Source organism: Streptomyces sp. WP-1 (genome assembly GCF_030450125.1).
Taxonomy (GTDB): domain Bacteria; phylum Actinomycetota; class Actinomycetes; order Streptomycetales; family Streptomycetaceae; genus Streptomyces; species Streptomyces incarnatus.
The window spans coordinates 4,868,635-4,887,823 of record NZ_CP123923.1; the positions used below are offsets into that span (position 1 = coordinate 4,868,635).

Annotated in this window: 11 protein-coding genes; 5 read left to right on the top strand and 6 right to left on the bottom strand. The window is 70.8% G+C overall.

Annotated features, from left to right (window positions below; genetic code table 11):
- The first annotated feature begins 217 nt into the window (after window positions 1-217).
- A complete protein-coding gene (gene secA / locus QHG49_RS21405) occupies window positions 218-3,031 on the top strand; it encodes a preprotein translocase subunit SecA (protein WP_145485218.1) in 2,814 nt (937 codons plus the stop codon).
- Window positions 3,032-3,170: 139 nt separating this feature from the next.
- On the opposite strand, the gene QHG49_RS21410 is transcribed toward secA, so the two are convergent.
- Window positions 3,171-3,671, bottom strand: coding sequence for an Rv3235 family protein (locus tag QHG49_RS21410; protein WP_159701892.1), 501 nt, complete (start codon window positions 3,669-3,671; stop codon window positions 3,171-3,173).
- A 287-nt stretch (window positions 3,672-3,958) separates the two neighbouring features.
- On the opposite strand from QHG49_RS21410, the gene QHG49_RS21415 reads away from it, so the two are divergent.
- On the top strand, window positions 3,959-4,462 hold the full coding sequence (locus QHG49_RS21415; RefSeq protein WP_159701889.1) for a hypothetical protein: 504 nt from the start codon (window positions 3,959-3,961) through the stop codon (window positions 4,460-4,462).
- 58 nt (window positions 4,463-4,520) lie between these two features.
- The gene (locus QHG49_RS21420) at window positions 4,521-5,189 is read left to right on the top strand and encodes an HAD family hydrolase (protein WP_145485221.1); all 669 of its coding nucleotides are present in this window, start codon (window positions 4,521-4,523) and stop codon (window positions 5,187-5,189) included.
- A 226-nt stretch (window positions 5,190-5,415) separates the two neighbouring features.
- Here the strand turns inward: QHG49_RS21420 and QHG49_RS21425 are convergent, their stop codons facing one another.
- Window positions 5,416-5,982, bottom strand: a complete 567-nt coding sequence (locus QHG49_RS21425; RefSeq protein WP_301490786.1) for a DJ-1/PfpI family protein — start codon at window positions 5,980-5,982, stop codon at window positions 5,416-5,418.
- Window positions 5,983-6,564: 582 nt separating this feature from the next.
- Between QHG49_RS21425 and QHG49_RS21430 the strand changes: the two genes are divergently transcribed.
- Together QHG49_RS21430 and QHG49_RS21435 are read left to right on the top strand one after the other, a co-directional pair.
- On the top strand, window positions 6,565-11,526 hold the full coding sequence (locus tag QHG49_RS21430) for an NAD-glutamate dehydrogenase (protein WP_159701883.1): 4,962 nt from the start codon (window positions 6,565-6,567) through the stop codon (window positions 11,524-11,526).
- A 182-nt stretch (window positions 11,527-11,708) separates the two neighbouring features.
- Window positions 11,709-13,223, top strand: coding sequence for a hypothetical protein (locus tag QHG49_RS21435; protein WP_301490787.1), 1,515 nt, complete (start codon window positions 11,709-11,711; stop codon window positions 13,221-13,223).
- Window positions 13,224-13,334: 111 nt separating this feature from the next.
- Here the strand turns inward: QHG49_RS21435 and QHG49_RS21440 are convergent, their stop codons facing one another.
- The 4 genes from QHG49_RS21440 to QHG49_RS21455 all read right to left on the bottom strand — a co-directional run bounded on the left by QHG49_RS21440 (window position 13,335) and on the right by QHG49_RS21455 (window position 19,173).
- Entirely contained in the window at window positions 13,335-15,008 is a 1,674-nt protein-coding gene (locus tag QHG49_RS21440) for a glycosyltransferase family 2 protein (protein ID WP_159701880.1), read from the bottom strand.
- The gene (locus QHG49_RS21445; RefSeq protein ID WP_145485225.1) at window positions 15,005-17,200 is read right to left on the bottom strand and encodes a CDP-glycerol glycerophosphotransferase family protein; all 2,196 of its coding nucleotides are present in this window, start codon (window positions 17,198-17,200) and stop codon (window positions 15,005-15,007) included. Before QHG49_RS21445 ends, QHG49_RS21440 begins: the two co-directional genes overlap by 4 nt.
- Window positions 17,201-17,381: 181 nt before the next feature.
- The gene (locus tag QHG49_RS21450; RefSeq protein WP_159708233.1) at window positions 17,382-18,203 is read right to left on the bottom strand and encodes an ABC transporter ATP-binding protein; all 822 of its coding nucleotides are present in this window, start codon (window positions 18,201-18,203) and stop codon (window positions 17,382-17,384) included.
- Window positions 18,204-18,261: 58 nt separating this feature from the next.
- Window positions 18,262-19,173, bottom strand: a complete 912-nt coding sequence (locus QHG49_RS21455; RefSeq protein WP_159701874.1) for an ABC transporter permease — start codon at window positions 19,171-19,173, stop codon at window positions 18,262-18,264.
- Window positions 19,174-19,189 lie beyond the last annotated feature (16 nt).

Genomic DNA, 19,189 nt, shown 5'->3' on the forward strand with positions numbered 1-19,189 from the left:
TCGATTTCCGCGTTCCGTGAGCGCGCGATCACATTTCGCACAAATCCCTGCGCCGATGCGGCACTATCCGCGTATCCCGTCCGTTGTCCCTGTGAAGCAGCGGCCGGGACACCAGGCACTCCCGGCGCGGCGGGGTCCTCGCATACGATGGCCGTTGCTCAGTACGTCATGGAACAACCGACCGTCCCAGGCCCGACCGGCAAGGAGACCAGCCCCCGTGTCCGTCCTCTCGAAGATCATGCGTGCAGGCGAAGGCAAGATCCTGCGCAAGCTGCACCGCATCGCGGACCAGGTCAACTCCATCGAAGAGGACTTCGTCGACCTCTCCGACGCCGAGCTGCGGGCCCTCACCGAGGAGTACAAGCAGCGGTATGCCGATGGTGAGAGCCTGGACGACCTGCTCCCCGAGGCGTTCGCCACCGTCCGCGAGGCCGCCAAGCGCGTCCTCGGCCAGCGTCACTACGACGTCCAGCTGATGGGCGGCGCCGCGCTCCACCTCGGCTATGTGGCCGAGATGAAGACCGGCGAGGGCAAGACCCTCGTCGGCACCCTGCCCGCCTATCTGAACGCGCTGTCCGGCGACGGCGTCCACATCGTCACGGTCAACGACTACCTGGCCGAGCGCGACTCCGAGATGATGGGCCGCGTCCACAAGTTCCTGGGCCTCGACGTCGGCGTCATCCTCGCCAACATGACGCCGGCCCAGCGCCGCGAGCAGTACGGCTGCGACATCACCTACGGCACCAACAACGAGTTCGGTTTCGACTACCTGCGCGACAACATGGCGTGGTCGCAGGACGAACTGGTGCAGCGCGGCCACAACTTCGCCATCGTGGACGAGGTCGACTCCATCCTCGTGGACGAGGCCCGTACGCCGCTGATCATCTCCGGCCCGGCCGACCAGGCCACCAAGTGGTACGGCGACTTCGCCAAGCTCGTCCTGCGCCTGAAGAAGGGCGAGGCCGGAAACCCGCTCAAGGGCGTCGAGGAAACCGGCGACTACGACGTGGACGAGAAGAAGCGCACGGTCGCCATCCACGAGTCCGGGGTCAGCAAGGTCGAGGACTGGCTGGGCATCGACAACCTCTACGAGTCGGTGAACACCCCGCTCGTCGGCTACCTGAACAACGCCATCAAGGCGAAGGAACTGTTCAAGAAGGACAAGGACTACGTCGTCATCGACGGCGAGGTCATGATCGTCGACGAGCACACCGGCCGTATCCTCGCCGGCCGCCGCTACAACGAGGGCATGCACCAGGCGATCGAGGCGAAGGAAGGGGTGGACATCAAGGACGAGAACCAGACCCTGGCCACCATCACCCTCCAGAACTTCTTCCGCCTCTACAACAAGCTCTCCGGCATGACCGGTACGGCGATGACCGAGGCCGCCGAGTTCCACCAGATCTACAAGCTCGGCGTGGTCCCCATCCCGACCAACCGGCCGATGGTGCGCAAGGACCAGTCGGACCTGATCTACCGCACCGAGGTGGCCAAGTTCGAGGCGGTCGTCGACGACATCGCCGAGAAGCACGAGAAGGGCCAGCCGATCCTCGTCGGCACCACCTCGGTCGAGAAGTCCGAGTACCTCTCGCAGCAGCTCAGCAAGCGCGGCATCCAGCACGAGGTGCTGAACGCCAAGCACCACGAGCGTGAGGCGTCGATCGTCGCCCAGGCCGGCCGCAAGGGCGCCGTGACGGTCGCCACCAACATGGCCGGCCGCGGTACGGACATCAAGCTCGGCGGCAACCCCGAGGACCTCGCCGAGGCGGAGCTGCGCCAGCGCGGCCTCGACCCCGAGGAGCACATCGAGGAGTGGGCCGCGGCGCTGCCCGCCGCCCTGGAGAAGGCCGAGCAGGCCGTCAAGGCGGAGAAGGACGAGGTCGAGGAGCTCGGCGGCCTCTACGTGCTGGGCACCGAGCGGCACGAGTCGCGGCGCATCGACAACCAGCTGCGCGGTCGTTCCGGCCGTCAGGGCGACCCCGGCGAGTCCCGCTTCTACCTCTCCCTCGGCGACGACCTGATGCGCCTGTTCAAGGCCCAGATGGTCGAGCGCGTGATGTCCATGGCGAACGTGCCGGACGACGTGCCGATCGAGAACAAGATGGTCACCCGCGCGATCGCCTCCGCGCAGTCGCAGGTCGAGCAGCAGAACTTCGAGACGCGTAAGAACGTCCTGAAGTACGACGAGGTGCTCAACCGGCAGCGCGAGGTCATCTACGGCGAGCGCCGCCGCGTGCTGGAGGGCGAGGACCTGCACGAGCAGGTCCAGCACTTCATGGACGACACGATCGACGCGTACGTCGCCGCGGAGACCGCCGAGGGCTTCCCGGAGGACTGGGACCTGGAGCGGCTGTGGGGCGCCTTCAAGCAGCTCTACCCGGTGAAGGTCACCGTCGAGGAGCTGGAGGAGGCGGCCGGCGACCGTGCCGGTCTGACCGCCGAGTTCATCTCGGAGTCCATCAAGGAGGACATCCACGAGCAGTACGAGGCCCGCGAGGGTCAGCTCGGCTCCGAGATCATGCGTGAGCTGGAGCGGCGGGTCGTGCTGTCGGTCCTGGACCGCAAGTGGCGTGAGCACCTCTACGAGATGGACTACCTCCAGGAGGGCATCGGCCTGCGCGCGATGGCGCAGAAGGACCCGCTGGTCGAGTACCAGCGCGAGGGCTTCGACATGTTCACCGCGATGATGGAGGGCATCAAGGAGGAGTCCGTCGGCTACCTGTTCAACCTGGAGGTCCAGGTCGAGCAGCAGGTCGAGGAGGTGCCGGTCGAGGAGGCCGAGCACGTCGGCGAGGGTGTCGAGGACGCGGTGCCGGCGCAGGCGGGTGCGGGGCGTCCGGAGATCCGGGCCAAGGGGCTCGATGTTCCGCAGCGCCGGGATCTGCACTTCTCCGCGCCGACGGTGGACGGCGAGGGCGGCATCGTCGAGCGCGACCTGGAGGACGACGGGCCGGTGCGGTCCGAGTCGGACGGGTTGACGCGGGCGGAGCGCCGTAAGCAGGCGAAGGGCGGGCGGCGTCGCAAGAAGTGACGCGCACTCCGTGAAGGGGGCCGGGTTCCTTTGGAGCCCGGCCCCCTTCGTGCTGCCGGTCGCTCGTGGAGGGGCGCGGGGAACCGCGCGGGCGGCCACGCTGCGGCCGCACCCGGCAGAGCGCAGGAGCGCCCCTCGGCTACGGCATGGGGCGCGGCCCCGTTTCCACGGCTGTGCAGCGCCAGCGCAGGTCCGCGCCCAGTTCGAGGCGGAAGGCCAGGGCGCGGAGCTGGGTGCCCGCGGAGATGCGGGCGAAGACCTCCAGCGCGCCCTCGCCGGCGACGTAATAGCCGATGTCGCGGACGGCCGGGCGGGTGCCCCGCGTGCGCAGGGGGCCGTCGGCCGCGAGACGGGCCAGGTCGTCGTAGGCGCGGCCCGCGGTGTGGCGGAGCATCCAGTGGACCGGGCGCTGACCGCTCAGGACGGCCAGCAGACGGTCCGCGAAGAGGTCGGTGGGGCGCGTGGGCCGGGCGGGCGTCTGAGGGGCCGTACGGGGCGGCTGGGGGCGTGCCGCGCGGGAGGCCGTACGGCTGTCGGCGGACGCCCGGCGCGGGCCCGGGGCCGGGCGTCGGGTGTCGTGGCGGGTCGGCGGGCGGTGCCGGGGGCGCGGGTGAGGGGTGCGGCTCATGACCTTGTTCATGGGGGTCCCCGTTCGACGGCCCGGGGGATACCGGGCGGTAACTAGGTGGTGGGGATCTTGTACGGGGCCGGGGAGCGCGCGGCAAGGAGGTGGGCCCTGGTGGCGAGGGCGCTGGTGGGTTCACCCTCCGGGGGGATGGACAGAGGGCTGAGCCCCGAGTTCATGCGGGTGCACCGGGTGAAGTACGGCGTGCGGGGCTGACATTTACGGGGTGTGGGCAGGGACTCGAAAGGGGACAGCCGCACGTATCCTGAAGCCCCCGGAACGACCAGGAAAGAGCGGCAAGCATGCGCGTCTACGTCCCCCTGACCCTCCCCGGTCTCGCCGAGGCGCACAGGACGGGTGAGCTGGGGGCCGGCCCCTTCGCCGCGTACGCCGTCACGCCCGCCCTGCGCGCCTGGTACCGCTCCGACGACGTCGAGGAACTGGAGTACGCCGCGCTCGGCCGGGCCGCGCTGGCCTCCCTGCGCCTGCTCGCGGCCGCCGCGGACGCGCCGCGGCGCCGGATCGTGGTGGCCGTGGACGTGGCCGACGGCGCGGTCGTGGCCGCGCCCGACAGCGGGGCCGAGCCGGGCGAGGTGACCGTGAAGGTCACGGTGCCGCTGGCGAAGGCGGCTGCGGTCCACGCCGACGCCGATGACGCCGAGCCGGACGTGACCGCGGCGGCGCGGGCGCTGGCGGCGGCGGACGGCGGCGACGAGGACGCGCGGTCCGCCGTGGACGACGCCGAGGACCACGAGCTGCTGTGGTTCGCCACGCAGGAGATCCCCAACCTCCTCGGGCGGCCCTGACCAGGCAGGATGTGCCGCCCCGAGGGGATTGTCAGTGGGGGCGGGTACGGTCTTGGGCATGGGGAAGCACGCACGCGCGCACATCGTCTGGGACTGGAACGGCACGCTGTTCCATGACAACGAGGCGATCATCGAGGCGACCAACGCCGCCTTCGCGGAGCTGGGTCTGGCGCCGATCACGCTGGAGCAGTACCGCGCGCTGTACTGCGTGCCGGTGCCGAAGTTCTACGAGCGGCTGATGGGGCGGCTGCCGAGCGAGGCCGAGTGGGAGCTGATGGACGGGATATTCCATCAGCGGTACACCGAGCGGCGGGCGCGGTGCGCGCTGACCGCCGGGGCGGCGGAGCTGCTCCGCGGGTGGCGGACGGCGGGGCACAGCCAGTCGCTGCTGAGCATGTACGGACACGAGGAACTGGTGCCGCTCGTTCGGGGGTTCGGGATCGAGGAGCACTTCGTGCGCGTCGACGGGCGGACGGGGCCGTCCGGGGGGAGCAAGGCGGAGCACATGGTGCGGCACCTGTCGCTGCTCACCGGCGCGGTGGATCCGGGCCGGACGGTGGTGATCGGGGACGCGGCGGACGACGCGGTCGCGGCGCGGCATGTGGGGGCCGGGGCGGTGCTGTACACCGGGGGGTCGCACGGCAGGGCCAGCCTGGAGGAGGCCGGCGTCCCGGTGGTGGACACGCTGGCGGAGGCGGTGGAGGTCGCGCAGCGAATAGCCGTGTGACCGGACCCGCGCCCGAAGCGCCCGAAGGGGCGCGGGGAACCGCGCGAGCGACCACGACGGAGCCGCGGCCGGAGGACGACCGGAACCGGGACTGAACGACGACCCGAACCGGACGACGCCCGGAGCCGGAAGACGACCGGAACCGGACGACGACCGGAACCGGAAGACGACCGGAACCGGAACCGAAAGACGCCCGGAAGTCGGCCTGCCCCCAGCCAAGCGGATCTCAGTTCACCGGCGCCTTCGCCCGCAGCACCTTGATGAACTCCCGCATCCAGGACGGGTGATCCGGCCAGGCCCTCGCGGAGACCAGCGTGCCGTCCGTCACCGTCTCCGTGTCCTGGAAGCTCGCGCCGGCGGCCTGCATGTCGGGTTCCAGCGCCGGGTAGGCCGTGACACGGCGACCGCGCAGGGTGTCGATCGCGGCGGTCAGCAGCGGGCCGTGGCAGATCTGGGCGACCGGCTTGTCCGCGTCGAAGAAGGCCTTGAGGATCTTGCGCAGCTCGGGGTCGTTGCGCAGATACTCCGGGGCCCGGCCGCCGGGGATCACGAGGGCGGCGTACGCGCCGGGGTCCACCTCGGCGAAGGCGAGGTCGGCCGGCCAGGTGTACCCGGGCTTCTCGGTGTACGTGTCGTAGCCGGGCTCGAAGTCGTGCACGACGAAGCGGAGCGTCTTGCAGGCGGGGGCCGCGATGTCGACGTCGTAGCCCTCCTCGCGCAGGCGCTGGTAGGGGTACATGACCTCCAGGGACTCCGCGGCGTCGCCGGTGACGATGAGGATCTTCGCGGGCATGTCGGCGCTCCTCCGGGACGGACGGACGGGGCCGGACTCCTCGGCCGGTCCCCCTGGGCCATAGCTCTCAGGGTGCGGCGGAAGACGCGGGGCCGCTACCCCACCCCGCCTCTCACCTGGCCGAATCCGGTTACGCCACCCGGGCGGTCCCCGGTGCTGTGCAGAACGTCAAACTTTGACCCCCTGTTTTGTACACATACGGCTCATGACGGTTCCGGGGTCAGGGGCGATAGCCTGGTGGCGTGATCAGCGCGATAGCTCGCGGGAGCGATCAGGCTCCCGCCCTGCGCCCGGGTTGCACGGAGGACCTCCGTGACCGGGCGGCGCTCGCTGGTCCTCGCGGGCGGGACGGGGGCGCCGCCGCCCCCAGGACGCCGGAACCGGCTCGGAACACGACGGTGCCGAGAGCAGCGTCACACCCTGTGGTCGTGTCGGAAATGGCCGAATACCCCCCGCTCATCTCACCTGTCGGCATAGCGTCGGAACGGACCGGAAACTCCGGGCCGTGGCGTCGAGCCGCAGGGGAAGAGCCAGTACTTCCTTCTACGTCACGCAACGGCGCGCGACAGGAGCCAGAGGACAATGCAGACCAAGCTGGACGAAGCCAAGGCCGAGATGCTCGAACGGGCCGCTCGGGTAGCTGAGAACAGCCCGGTCGGGGGGAACCTACCGACCGGGTCGACGGGCGAGGGCTCCCCGGACACCCCGGACAGTGAGTCAACCCTCGCGTTCCTCCAGCGCTACTACCTGCACACCGCACCGGAAGACCTCGCCGACCGCGACCCGGTGGACGCCTTCGGCGCCGCGGTCTCGCACTACCGTCTCGCCGAGAACCGCCCCCAGGGCACCGCGAACGTCCGGGTGCACACCCCGACGGTCGAGGAGAACGGCTGGACGTGCAGCCACACCGTCGTCGAGGTCGTGACCGACGACATGCCGTTCCTGGTCGACTCCGTCACCAACGAGCTGACCCGGGGCGGGCGCGGCATCCATGTCGTGATCCACCCCCAGTTCGTGGTCCGCCGCGACCTCACCGGCAAGCTGCAGGAGATCCTGCCGACCCCGGCCACCTCCGTCGATCCCGCCGACCTGCCGCACGACGCGCACATCGAGTCGTGGATCCACGTCGAGATCGACCGCGAGACCGACCGCGCCGACCTCAAGCAGATCACCTCCGACCTGCTGCGCGTCCTCTCCGACGTCCGCGAGGCCGTCGAGGACTGGGACAAGATGCGGGAGGCGGCGGCGCGGGTCGCCGGCGAGCTGGAGAGCGAGCCGGTCCCGGCCGACCTGCCGAAGGCCGAGGTGGAGGAGGCCCGCGAGCTGCTGCGCTGGCTCGCCACCGACCACTTCACCTTCCTCGGCTTCCGCGAGTACGAACTGCGCGGCGACGACACCCTGGCCGCCGTGCCCGGCACCGGCCTCGGCATCCTGCGCTCCGACCCGCAGCACGCCGAGGACGACCAGCACCCGGTCAGCCCCTCCTTCGAGCGGCTGCCGGCCGACGCCCGCGCCAAGGCCCGCGAGCACAAGCTGCTGGTGCTGACCAAGGCGAACAGCCGGGCCACCGTGCACCGGCCGTCGTACCTGGACTACATCGGCGTCAAGAAGTTCGACAAGGACGGCAATGTCGTCGGGGAGCGCCGCTTCCTCGGCCTGTTCTCCTCGGCCGCGTACACCGAGTCGGTGCGCCGCGTCCCGGTCATCCGCCGCAAGGTCGCCGAGGTCCTCGACCGCGCCGGGTTCTCGCCCAACAGCCACGACGGCCGCGACCTGCTCCAGATCCTGGAGACCTACCCGCGCGACGAGCTGTTCCAGACGCCCGCCGCCGAGCTCCAGTCCATCGTCACCAGCGTGCTCTACCTCCAGGAGCGCCGCCGGCTGCGCCTGTACCTGCGCCAGGACGAGTACGGCCGCTACTACTCGGCCCTCGTCTACCTGCCGCGCGACCGCTACACCACCGGCGTGCGCCTGCGGATCATCGACATCCTGAAGGAGGAGCTCGGCGGCACCAGCGTCGACTTCACCGCCTGGAACACCGAGTCGATCCTGTCCCGGCTGCACTTCGTCGTCCGCGTCCCGCAGGGCACCGAGCTGCCCGAGCTGTCGGACGCCGACAAGGACCGCATCGAGGCCCGCCTGGTCGAGGCCGCCCGCTCCTGGACGGACGGGTTCACCGAGGCGCTCAACGCCGAGCTGGGCGAGGAGCGCGCCGCCGAGCTGCTGCGCCGCTACGCCAACGCCTTCCCCGAGGGCTACAAGGCCGACCACACCCCGCGCGCGGCCGTGGCCGACCTCGTGCACCTGGAGCGGCTGACCGAGGAGCCGGGCAACGACTTCGCGCTGAGCCTGTACGAGCCGGTCGGCGCCGCCCCCGACGAGCGCCGCTTCAAGATCTACCGCAAGGGCGCCTCGGTCTCCCTGTCCGCCGTGCTGCCGGTCCTCCAGCGCATCGGCGTCGAGGTCGTGGACGAGCGGCCGTACGAGCTGCGCTGCTCGGACCGCTCCACCGGCTGGATCTACGACTTCGGGCTGCGGCTGCCGAAGTCGCCCGGCGCCGGCAACGGCGACTACCTGGGCGACGACGGCCGCGAGCGCTTCCAGGAGGCGTTCGCCGCGACCTGGACCGGTCACGCGGAGAACGACGGCTTCAACGCCCTCGTGCTCAGCGCCGGCCTGAACTGGCGCGAGGCGATGGTGCTGCGCGCCTACGCCAAGTACCTGCGCCAGGCCGGTTCGACCTTCTCGCAGGACTACATGGAGGACACCCTCCGCAACAACGTCCACACCACCCGGCTGCTCGTCTCCCTGTTCGAGGCGCGCATGTCGCCGGAGCGGCAGCAGGCCGGGCTGGAGCTGACGGACGCGCTGCTGGAGGAGCTGGACGCGGCCCTGGACCAGGTGGCGAGCCTGGACGAGGACCGCATCCTGCGCTCCTTCCTGACCGTCATCAAGGCGACCCTGCGCACCAACTTCTTCCAGCGGCGCGCCGACGGCCACCCCCACGACTACGTGTCGATGAAGTTCGACCCGCAGGCCATCCCGGACCTGCCCGCGCCGCGCCCGGCGTTCGAGATCTGGGTGTACTCGCCGCGGGTCGAGGGCGTGCACCTGCGCTTCGGCAAGGTCGCGCGCGGTGGTCTGCGCTGGTCCGACCGGCGTGAGGACTTCCGTACCGAGATCCTCGGCCTGGTCAAGGCGCAGATGGTCAAGAACACCGTCATCGTGCCGGTCGGCGCCAAGGGCGGCTTCGTCGCCAAGCAGCTGCCGGACCCGGCGCAGGACCGGGACGCGTGGCTCGCGGAGGGCGTCGCCAGCTACAAGACGTTCATCTCGGCGCTGCTGGACATCACCGACAACATGGTCGGCGGCGAGGTCGTCCCGCCCAAGGACGTGGTGCGGCACGACGGCGACGACACCTACCTGGTCGTCGCGGCCGACAAGGGCACCGCCACCTTCTCCGACATCGCCAACGGGGTCGCCGAGAAGTACAACTTCTGGCTCGGCGACGCCTTCGCCTCCGGTGGTTCGGCGGGCTACGACCACAAGGGCATGGGCATCACCGCGCGTGGCGCGTGGGAGTCCGTCAAGCGGCACTTCCGCGAGCTGGGCGTGGACACCCAGTCCGAGGACTTCACGGTCGTCGGCATCGGCGACATGTCCGGTGACGTGTTCGGCAACGGCATGCTGCTGTCCGAGCACATCCGCCTGGTCGCCGCCTTCGACCACCGGCACATCTTCATCGACCCGAACCCGGACGCGGCGACCGGTTACGCCGAGCGCCGCCGCCTGTTCGAGCTGCCCCGCTCCAGCTGGGCCGACTACAACACCGAGCTGCTCTCGGCGGGCGGCGGGATCTTCCCGCGCAGCGCCAAGTCGATCCAGCTCAACGCGCACATCCGCGAGGCCCTGGGCATCGAGGCCAAGATCGCCAAGATGACCCCGGCCGACCTGATGAAGACCATCCTCGAAGCGCCGGTCGACCTGCTGTGGAACGGCGGCATCGGCACCTACGTGAAGTCGTCCGCCGAGTCGAACGCGGACGTCGGCGACAAGGCCAACGACGCCATCCGCGTCGACGGCGCCGACCTGCGCGTCAAGGTCGTCGGCGAGGGCGGCAACCTGGGCCTGACCCAGCTCGGCCGCATCGAGTTCGCCCACCAGGGCGGCAAGATCAACACCGACGCGATCGACAACAGCGCCGGCGTGGACACCTCCGACCACGAGGTGAACATCAAGATCCTGCTGAACGGCCTGGTCGCGGACGGCGACATGACCGTCAAGCAGCGCAACAAGCTGCTCGCCGGGATGACCGACGAGGTCGGCGCGCTGGTGCTGCGCAACAACTACGCGCAGAACACCGCGCTCGCCAACGCGCTGTTCCAGGCCAAGGACATGCTCCACGCCCAGCAGCGCTTCCTGCGCCACCTGGTGCGCGAGGGCCACCTGGACCGGGCGCTGGAGTTCCTGCCGACCGACCGCCAGATCCGCGAGCGCCTGGGCCAGGGCCAGGGCCTGACCGGCCCGGAGACGGCCGTCGTCATGGCGTACACCAAGATCACGGTCGCCGAGGAGCTGCTGGCCACCTCGCTGCCCGACGACCCGTACCTGCGCGGTCTGCTGCACGCGTACTTCCCGAGCGACCTGCGCGAGCGGTTCGCGGAGGCCGTCGACAACCACCCGCTGCGCCGCGAGATCACCACCACGGTGCTGGTCAACGACACGGTCAACACGGGCGGTACGACGTATCTGCACCGGCTGCGCGAGGAGACCGGCGCCTCCCTGGAGGAGATCGTCCGCGCCCAGACCGCGGCCCGCGCGATCTTCTGCTCGGCCCCGGTGTGGGACGCGGTGGAGGCCCTGGACAACCAGGTCGAGGCGGCCGTGCAGACCCGCATCCGGCTGCACTCGCGCCGCCTGGTCGAGCGCGGCACCCGCTGGCTGCTCAACAACCGGCCGCAGCCGCTCCAGCTCGCCGAGACGGTGGAGTTCTTCGCCGAGCGCGTCGAGCAGGTCTGGCAGCAGCTGCCCAAGCTGGTGCGCGGCGCGGACCTGGAGTGGTACCAGCACGTGTACGACGAGCTGTCCGCGGCCGGTGTCCCGGACGAACTCGCCACCCGGGTGGCCGGGTTCTCCTCCGCCTTCCCGGCGCTCGACATCGTCTCGGTGGCCGACCGCATGGGCAAGGAGCCGCTGGACGTCGCCGAGGTCTACTACGACCTCGCCGACCGCCTCGGCATCACCCAGCTGATGGACCGCATCATCGAGCTGCCGCGCAACGACCGCTGGCAGTCCATGGCCCGCGCCTCCATCCGCGAGGACCTCTACGCGGCGCACGCGGCGCTCACCGCGGACGTGCTCGCGGCGGGCGACGGCGCCTCCTCGCCGGAGCAGCGCTTCGCGGACTGGGAGCAGAAGAACGCCCCGATCCTGGGCCGGGCGCGCACCACCCTGGAGGAGATCCGCGGTTCGGACTCCTTCGACCTCGCCAACCTGTCGGTGGCGATGCGGACGATGCGGACGCTGCTGCGCACGCACTCGTAGCGATACCGCACGGGCGGACGGAACGCCCCGGGCCGATGGAGAATCGGTCCGGGGCGTTCCTTTTCTTGCCGTCCTTTGTACAAACGGGATAGGCGGATTTACCGTTTCCTGCTTATCGGTGCGTTTCGGATAGGGTCTGCGCTGTAATTACCTGGGCTTCCGCGATTGGGTGTTCCAGCAGAATGCATGCAGCACAGTCCGACCTCGAAGAACAGCTGAGCAGCCCGGAGTCCGCGGGCGGCGGCGCGCGGGTGGCCCGCGCGGTGCCGCAGGTGGCCGCGGTGCTGGTGGTGGCGCTGCTGCTGGCGGTGATCGTCCGCCTGCCGTGGATCGGCGACCTCGGCATGCACGCGGCGACGATCCAGCGGCTCGCCCACAGCCTGGTGCATCCCGGCAATCCGCTGGTCGACGCGGACACACCGAGTCCTTACTACTCGCCGTGGATGCTGCTGCTGGGCGCGCTCGCCAAGGTGAGCGGCCTGTCGGTGTTCGTGGTGCTGCGCATCGGGGCGCTGGCCGGGCTGACGCTGCTGGTCACCGGGGTGTGGCGGTACGTCCGCACGCTCACCGCGCACCGCGCGGCGCCGGCGCTCGCGCTGCTGAGCCTGGTGCTGCTGTGGGGGACGGCCGTCCTCAACTGGAGCGGGTTCATCGGGCTGCACTCGCTCGCCCTGACCATCTCCTACCCGAGCGTGTTCGCGCTCGGGCTGAGCTTCCACTTCTGGGCCTGGCTCACCCGGGCGCTGCGCGCGGAGGCGTCCTGGGGACGGTGGCTGGCCCTCGGGCTGCTGTGGGCGCTGATCCTGCTCTGCCACCAGTTCACCGGCGTCGTCGCCACGCTCGGGGCGCTGGCCATGGTCGTCTCCGCCCGCCCGGGCCGTCAGGTGTGGCTCCGGCTCGGGGCCGGGCTGGTGCTCGGGGCGGTGCTGCTGTGGGTGTGGCCGTACTACGACTTCTTCTCGCTGTTCTCCGCCGGGGCCGATCTGGAGGCCATCCACAAGTCGCTCTACCAGCATCTGTTCGCGCGGTTCGGGCTGGTGCTGCTGGGGGTGGCGGCGCTGGTGCTGCGGCTGCGGCGGGACCGGTGGGACGCGCTGGTGCTGTTCTTCGTCCTCGGCGCGCTGGTCGTCGCGGCCGGCGGGCTGAGCGGGCACTACTCCTGGGGCCGCGCGCTGCCCGCCGCGCTGATCCCGGCGCAGCTCGCGGCCGCGCTGGAGGCGGTGTCCGCGGGGCGGCGGGCGGTGCGGGCCGGGTGGGCGTGTGTGCTCGGGCTCGCGCTGACGGTGGGGTTCTGGGGGCAGGCGGGGACGATCGGGTATGCGACGGGGAGGTCCGCGCTGCCGTCGGTTCTCGCGGACAAGTACCAGACACCGTGGGTCGGTTATCACTGGATCACGCCGTGGGTGCGGTACGGGGACGTGGTGATGGCGCGGACGGTTCCGGCGCGGCAGATTCCGGCGTACGGGGGGTACACGGTGGCGCCGGGGTATCCGGACGTGTTCCTACGGGATTCCGCGCGGCGCTCCGCCGCGGTGGACCGGTTCTTCGCGGCGGGGACGTCGGCGGCGGAGCGGCGGGGGATCCTGCGGGAGTACGGGGTGCGGTGGGTCGTGGGCTCGGCGGACGTGGCCGGACCCGGATTGCGGAAGGTGACGGCGGGTCCTGCCGACCAGGTCCTGTACCGGGTGGTGCCCTGAGCCGAGGCCGGCGCCCGGTAAGGGGCGCGGGGAACCGCGACAAGCCACAACGGGCCCGTGGATGTCCACGGGCCCGCAGTGCTACGGCGCTGAATTCCCGGCCGCCGGGATCTACTTGAGCAGGCTCGCCACCAGCTTCGCCGCCCTGCGGACCCGAGGTCGCGCGACCTTGTGCAGGACCGGGCGGATCACCGCCGTCACCCCCACCGGCTCCCAGCGCAGCTGCAAGCGGCCCGGGTTGCGCCCCTCCGGTTCCACCGTGACCGCGTGCGGTGTCGTACCGGAGCGGTAGTCGACGCGGGTCGTGGCCGGGGGGAAGTCCAGGGGGGCCAGGAGGACCCCGGAGTTCCACAGGCCCTGCTGGTTCAGACGGACGAGCGGATGGCGGATGCCCTCGAAGCCCTGGAGGGGGAGCCGCGCGGTGGAGAGATCCAGCCGCACCGTGCCCTCGAAGACACCGGGGCTGACCGGGTCGAGACGGAAGGGCACCGTCATCCGGCGCCCGCCGGGGGACACGATCAGCTGGGCGCGCTGCGGCCCGACGGGAAGCCGCAGCCCGGGGTCGTACGTGCGGACGGCGAGCGTCAGGGTCGCCCCGCTGCCCCGGCTCAGCTCCGTGATCTCGTGCCGGAACCGCGCCGTCGGGAACGGCCGGGTCTCCAGCTCCAGGTCGGCGACGGACAGTTCACGCCGGCCGCGCTCGGTGTCCGGGACGCTCCCGCCCCAGTACGGCACGCCCGCCGCGTCCGTCGTGACCTGGCGCGGTGCCACCTCCTGGCCCAGCCCCCGCGCCGCGAGCCGCGCGTCGGCGAGGCGCCCGGAGCGCAGCAGTTCGATGATCACCCGCTCGGGCCGGGGCAGCCGGGCGAACGCGCCCGGGGCCAGGGTGTCGAGGTAGGGGTTCATGATGTCCGCGAACGCGGTCAGCCACTCCTCGTCCCGGTAGGGCAGATCGCCCGCGTACATCCGGAAGTCGTGCTTGAGGAACTTGAAGTCCTTGTCCTCGCGCAGCCCCTCGTGCCCGCTCTCCACCAGGAAGTCGTCGATGAGCCGCTGCACATGGACCCGGTCGCGGACATTGGTGACCTTGTGCCGCTGGTTGGAGATGGACGCCGACGCGGCCGCCGCGAACGGGTCGATGTACCAGACGTACACCGGGTCCGGGATGATCGTGAACGCCTTCGCCAGACAGTACGCCTGGGCCGAGAACAGCTGGTCCTCGTAGTGGATGCCCTCCGGGAAGCGCAGTTCGTGCCGGTCCAGGAAGGAACGCGCGTACATCTTGCTCGTCGACAGGTGCTCGAACAGCAGCCGCGGGTCCGCCTCGATGCCCTCGACCGTGCGCCGCTCGGCGACCAGGTGCGGCATCCAGGTCGTACGGCGGCCGTTGTCCACCCGCACCCGGCGCACCGCGCCCATGGTGAAGTCGACCTCGCGCTCGCGGTGTGCGGCCAGCAGCGACTCCACGGCCTGCGGCGGGAGTTCGTCGTCGCTGTCCAGGAACATCAGATACGGCGCGCGGGCGATCTCGATGGCCCGGTTGCGCGGGGCGCTGCACCCGCCGCTGTTCTCCGGCAGCCGCAGATAGCGCACCCGCGGGTCCTCCGCCTCCAGCCGGCGCGCCACCGCGGGCGTGTCGTCGGTGGAGTGGTCGTCGCTGATGACGATCTCGATGTTGGCGTGCGTCTGCGCGCGCAGCGAGGCGACCGCCCGGGGCAGGCGGGCCGCGTCGTTGAACACGATGACGGTGACCGTGACGTCGGGGGTCGTGGCCGGGGTCGTCATGCCGTGGCCTCCTCGGGGGTCGGGGCGGGGGTGCGGTCCTCGATCGGCAGCACCGGTGGCAGCGCGTCCTCCGGCTCGCCCAGGAACACCCGTCGTACGACCCGTTCGGCGGCGCGGCCGTCGTCGTACTCGCAGAACCGGCGCCGGAAGGCGGTGCGGGCCTTGGCCGCGGTCTCGTCGCGCCAGGCGCCGGAGCGGAAGATCTCCGTCAGCTCCTCCTGGGTGCGGGCGACCTGGCCCGGATGGTCGGTCATCAGGTCGAAGTAGACGCCGCGGGTGGTGCGGTAGGTCTCCCAGTCGTCGGCGTAGACGACGATCGGGCGGTCCAGGTTGGCGTAGTCGAACATGATCGACGAGTAGTCCGTGACCAGCGCGTCGGCGGCCAGGCACAGCTCCTCGACGGGGTCGTAGGAGGAGACGTCGATGAGCCGCCCGGAGCGGCGCAGGCCGGTCAGCGGGGAGGTGGCGCCGCCGTAGAAGTAGTGGGCGCGCACCAGCAGGACGGTGTCCTCGCCGAGCCGGTCGGCGAGTTCGGCGAGGTCGAGGCGGGGGGTGAAGCCGGCCTCGTAGTCGCGGTGGGTGGGGGCGTAGAGGATCGCCGTCTTGCCGGGGGCGATGCCGAGCCGGGCGCGGGCGGCGCGCACCGCGTCGGCGCCGCTGGTGTAGAAGACGTCGTTGCGTGGATAGCCGTGGTCCAGCGAGGTGTAGCGGGCCGGGTAGGCGCGCTCCCACATCCGGGTGGAGTGGCTGTTGGCGCTGACGCTGTAGTCCCAGCGGTCGATACGGGCCAGCAGCGCGTCGAAGTCCAGTCCCTTGGCGGCGGCCGGGTGTTCGATCTGGTCCAGGCCCATGCGCTTGAGCGGGGTGCCGTGATGGGTCTGGAGGTGGATCGCGTCGGGCCGCTTGACCACCGCGTTGGGGAAGTTGACGTTGTTGACGAGGTACCTGGCGGTGGCCAGCACCTCCCAGTAGCGGCGGGTGCCGGGCACCACATGGTCGGTGCCGGGCGGCAGCAGGGCCGTGTTGTCCTTGGACACCACCCACACCGGGTGGATGTGCGGGGCGAGTTCGGCGAGCTTGGCGGCGATCGCGGCCGGGTTGCAGGCCACCCCGCGCTCCCAGTAGGCCGCGAACACCGCGAGATCCGGGTCGACGGGGCGGCTCAGGGCGCGCCGGTACTGCTGCTCGCGCAGCTTGGCGCCGACCTGGCGCTTACGGGTGCGGACGGTCTTGCGGGCGGCGCGGCGGGCGCGGTTGGCGGCCTGGAACGCGCGGTACTTCGTGTACGCGCCCTCCTCCAGCAGCGCGTGCCGTACGCCCTCCACGCCCGCCGGGTGCTCGTGGCGCTCGGGGCGCCAGCGCACCGCGGCGAGGGAGGCGCGGCGGAAGAACTCGCGGGCCACCTCGTCGGGCAGGTTCTCGCCGGCGAAGGTGCGCACCAGGTCGCGCATCATCAGGTCGTAGAGCACCACGCGCGGGGCGCGGCGGTCGCGGGCCGACGGCATCAGCGACTCGTAGCGCTCGACCAGCTCGAAGCGGTCCTCGGGGGTGAGCGGCGGCAGGCTCTCGGGGCGCAGCTCCCGGTTCTCGTACGCCACCTGGTTGAGGCAGGCGACGCGGTCCGCGCACAGCAGGGCGGCGTGGGCGGCGCGCGGTTCGTCGTCGCTGGTCAGCCGCTCCTCGTGGGCCGTCCAGAACTCCCTGCGCAGGGCGCGGTTGCCGAGCAGCGGGGTCATGCGGAGCAGGTCGGGGGCCTCATCCAGGGGGAGGGCGGCGCGGCCGACGGCGGCGAGGAAGCGGCCGTCGCGGGAGGGCCGGGCGGCGGCCTGCCAGGTGGTGGTGAGGTGGTCGAGGAGGAGGACGTCCACGGAGTCGTCCAGCTCGGCGGCGCGCTCGGCGATCAGGCGGGGGGCGCCGGCCGGCAGTCCGTCCTTGGCGTGCACGAAGTGCAGCCAGCGGCCCGTGGCGTGCGCGGCGCCCGCGGACCGGGCGGCCGCGTCGGTGGTGCCGTCGGGCAACGGGACCACGACGGTGTCCGGGGCGTGTGCCTCGGCCGTCTCCCGGGCCCAGTCACCGACCGCGGCGACCACGATCTCGGCGTCGGACAGGGGGTGCGCTTCCAGGGAGTCGAGCAGTTCCGTCAGATGCCCCTGCGCGTTGGGTCCGTAGACGATGACGCTGAGTTGGGGCATCGCGATGGACTCCTTCGGCTCGTCGGTGGAGGATCACCCTTCATAACATACTGTCACTAAGCGGATGAAAGGGATGAACACGTTCGGGGTAAGAAGAAGGGGACCCGGGTGTTAGACAGCCGTCCCGGGTCCCAGGTTGCCCTCTCGGCCACCTCGATGTGGTGAGGGGTTTGTGAGCGCGCTACGCGGCCTTCTTCGGGGCCGGGTTCTTCGCCGTCTTGTTCGACTTGTCGCCGGTGAAGGCCTCGTACTCCTTGAGGACGTCCTCGGTGGGGCCGTCCAGGCGCAGCTCGCCGCGCTCCAGCCACAGCGTCCGCTCGCAGGTGTCGCGGATGGAGTTGTTGTTGTGGCTGACCAGGAAGACGGTGCCCGCCGTCTCGCGCAGCTCGCGGATCCGCTCCTCCGAGCGCACCTGGAACCTGCGGTCGCCGGTGGCCAGGGCCTCGTCGATGAGCAGTACGTCGTGGTCCTTGGCGGCGGCGATGGAGAAGCGCAGCCGGGCGGCCATGCCGGAGGAGTACGTGCGCATCGGCAGGGTGATGAAGTCGCCCTTCTCGTTGATCCCGGAGAAGTCGACGATGCCCTGGTAGCGCTCCCTGACCTGCTCGCGGGACATGCCCATGGCGAGGCCGCCGAGGTAGACGTTGCGCTCGCCGGTGAGGTCGTTCATCAGCGCCGCGTTGACGCCGAGGAGGGAGGGCTGGCCGTGGGTGTAGATGTGGCCGTTCTCCACCGGCAGCAGACCGGCGACGGCCTTGAGCAGGGTGGACTTGCCGGAGCCGTTGGTCCCGATGAGCCCGATCGCCTCGCCCTTGTAGGCGACGAACGACACCTTCTTCACCGCGTGCACCCGGCGCACACCGGCGGCCTGCTCGGCCTGCTTGCGGCGCATGATGCGGTTGAGGGCGGCGGTGGCGGAGCCGCGGCCCGAGCCGGTGCCGTTGATCCGGTAGACGATGTCGACGCTGTCGGCGACGACGGTGGGGATCCGCTCGCTCTGCATGCTCTGCCCGGTCTGCTGGGTCCGATGGGGGGTGCTCTGCTCGATCCGCTCGCTCTGCTCAGCCACGGCCGTACGTCTCCTCAGCCTTCCAGAAGTAGATGAAGCCGCCGACACCGGCGAGCAGGGCCCAGCCGATGGCGATCGGCCACACGTGCGGGGGCAGCTGCTTGGAGTGGAAGCTGTCGATCAGCGCGAAGCGCATGAGGTCGATGTAGACCGCGGCCGGGTTGGTCTGGAGCAGGACCGTGACGGTGTGCGGCAGGTGGTCGTTCTTGGTGAGCTTCTCGATGCTCCACATCACGCCGGACACGTACATCCAGGTGCGCAGGATGAACGGCATCAGCTGGGCGATGTCCGGGGTCTTGGCACCCCAGCGCGCCATGATCATCGCCACGCCGGCGTTGAAGGTGAACTGGAGGATCAGCGCGGGGATCACCAGCAGCCAGGAGGCGCTGACCGGCACGCCGAAGCAGAGCAGGATGACGACCAGGGCGGCCATCGAGAACAGCAGCTGCTGGAGCTGCTGGATGCAGAAGGAGATCGGCAGGGCGGCGCGCGGGAAGTGCAGGGCGCGCACCAGGCCGAGGTTGCCGGAGATCGCCCGGGTGCCGACCTGGATCGAGCTCTGCGTGAACGTCCACACGAACACGCCGGTGACCAGGAAGGGGATGTAGTCCGGGACGCCCTTCTTGGTGCCGAGCAGGACGCCGAAGATGAAGTAGTAGACCGCCGCGTTCAGCAGCGGGGTCATGACCTGCCAGATCTGACCCAGCTTCGCCTCGCTGTACTGCGCGGTCAGCTTGGCGGTGGCGAAGGCGGTGATGAAGTGGCGCCGGGCCCACAGCTGGCGGACGTACTCCGGCAGGGAGGGGCGGGCGCCGCTCACCGACAGACCGTGCCGGGCGGCCAGCGCCTTGAGGTCGTCGGCCGGGGCCTGGGTCGGGGGCGGTGTGTCGAGGACCTGGCTCACATCCGCTGCTTTCGCT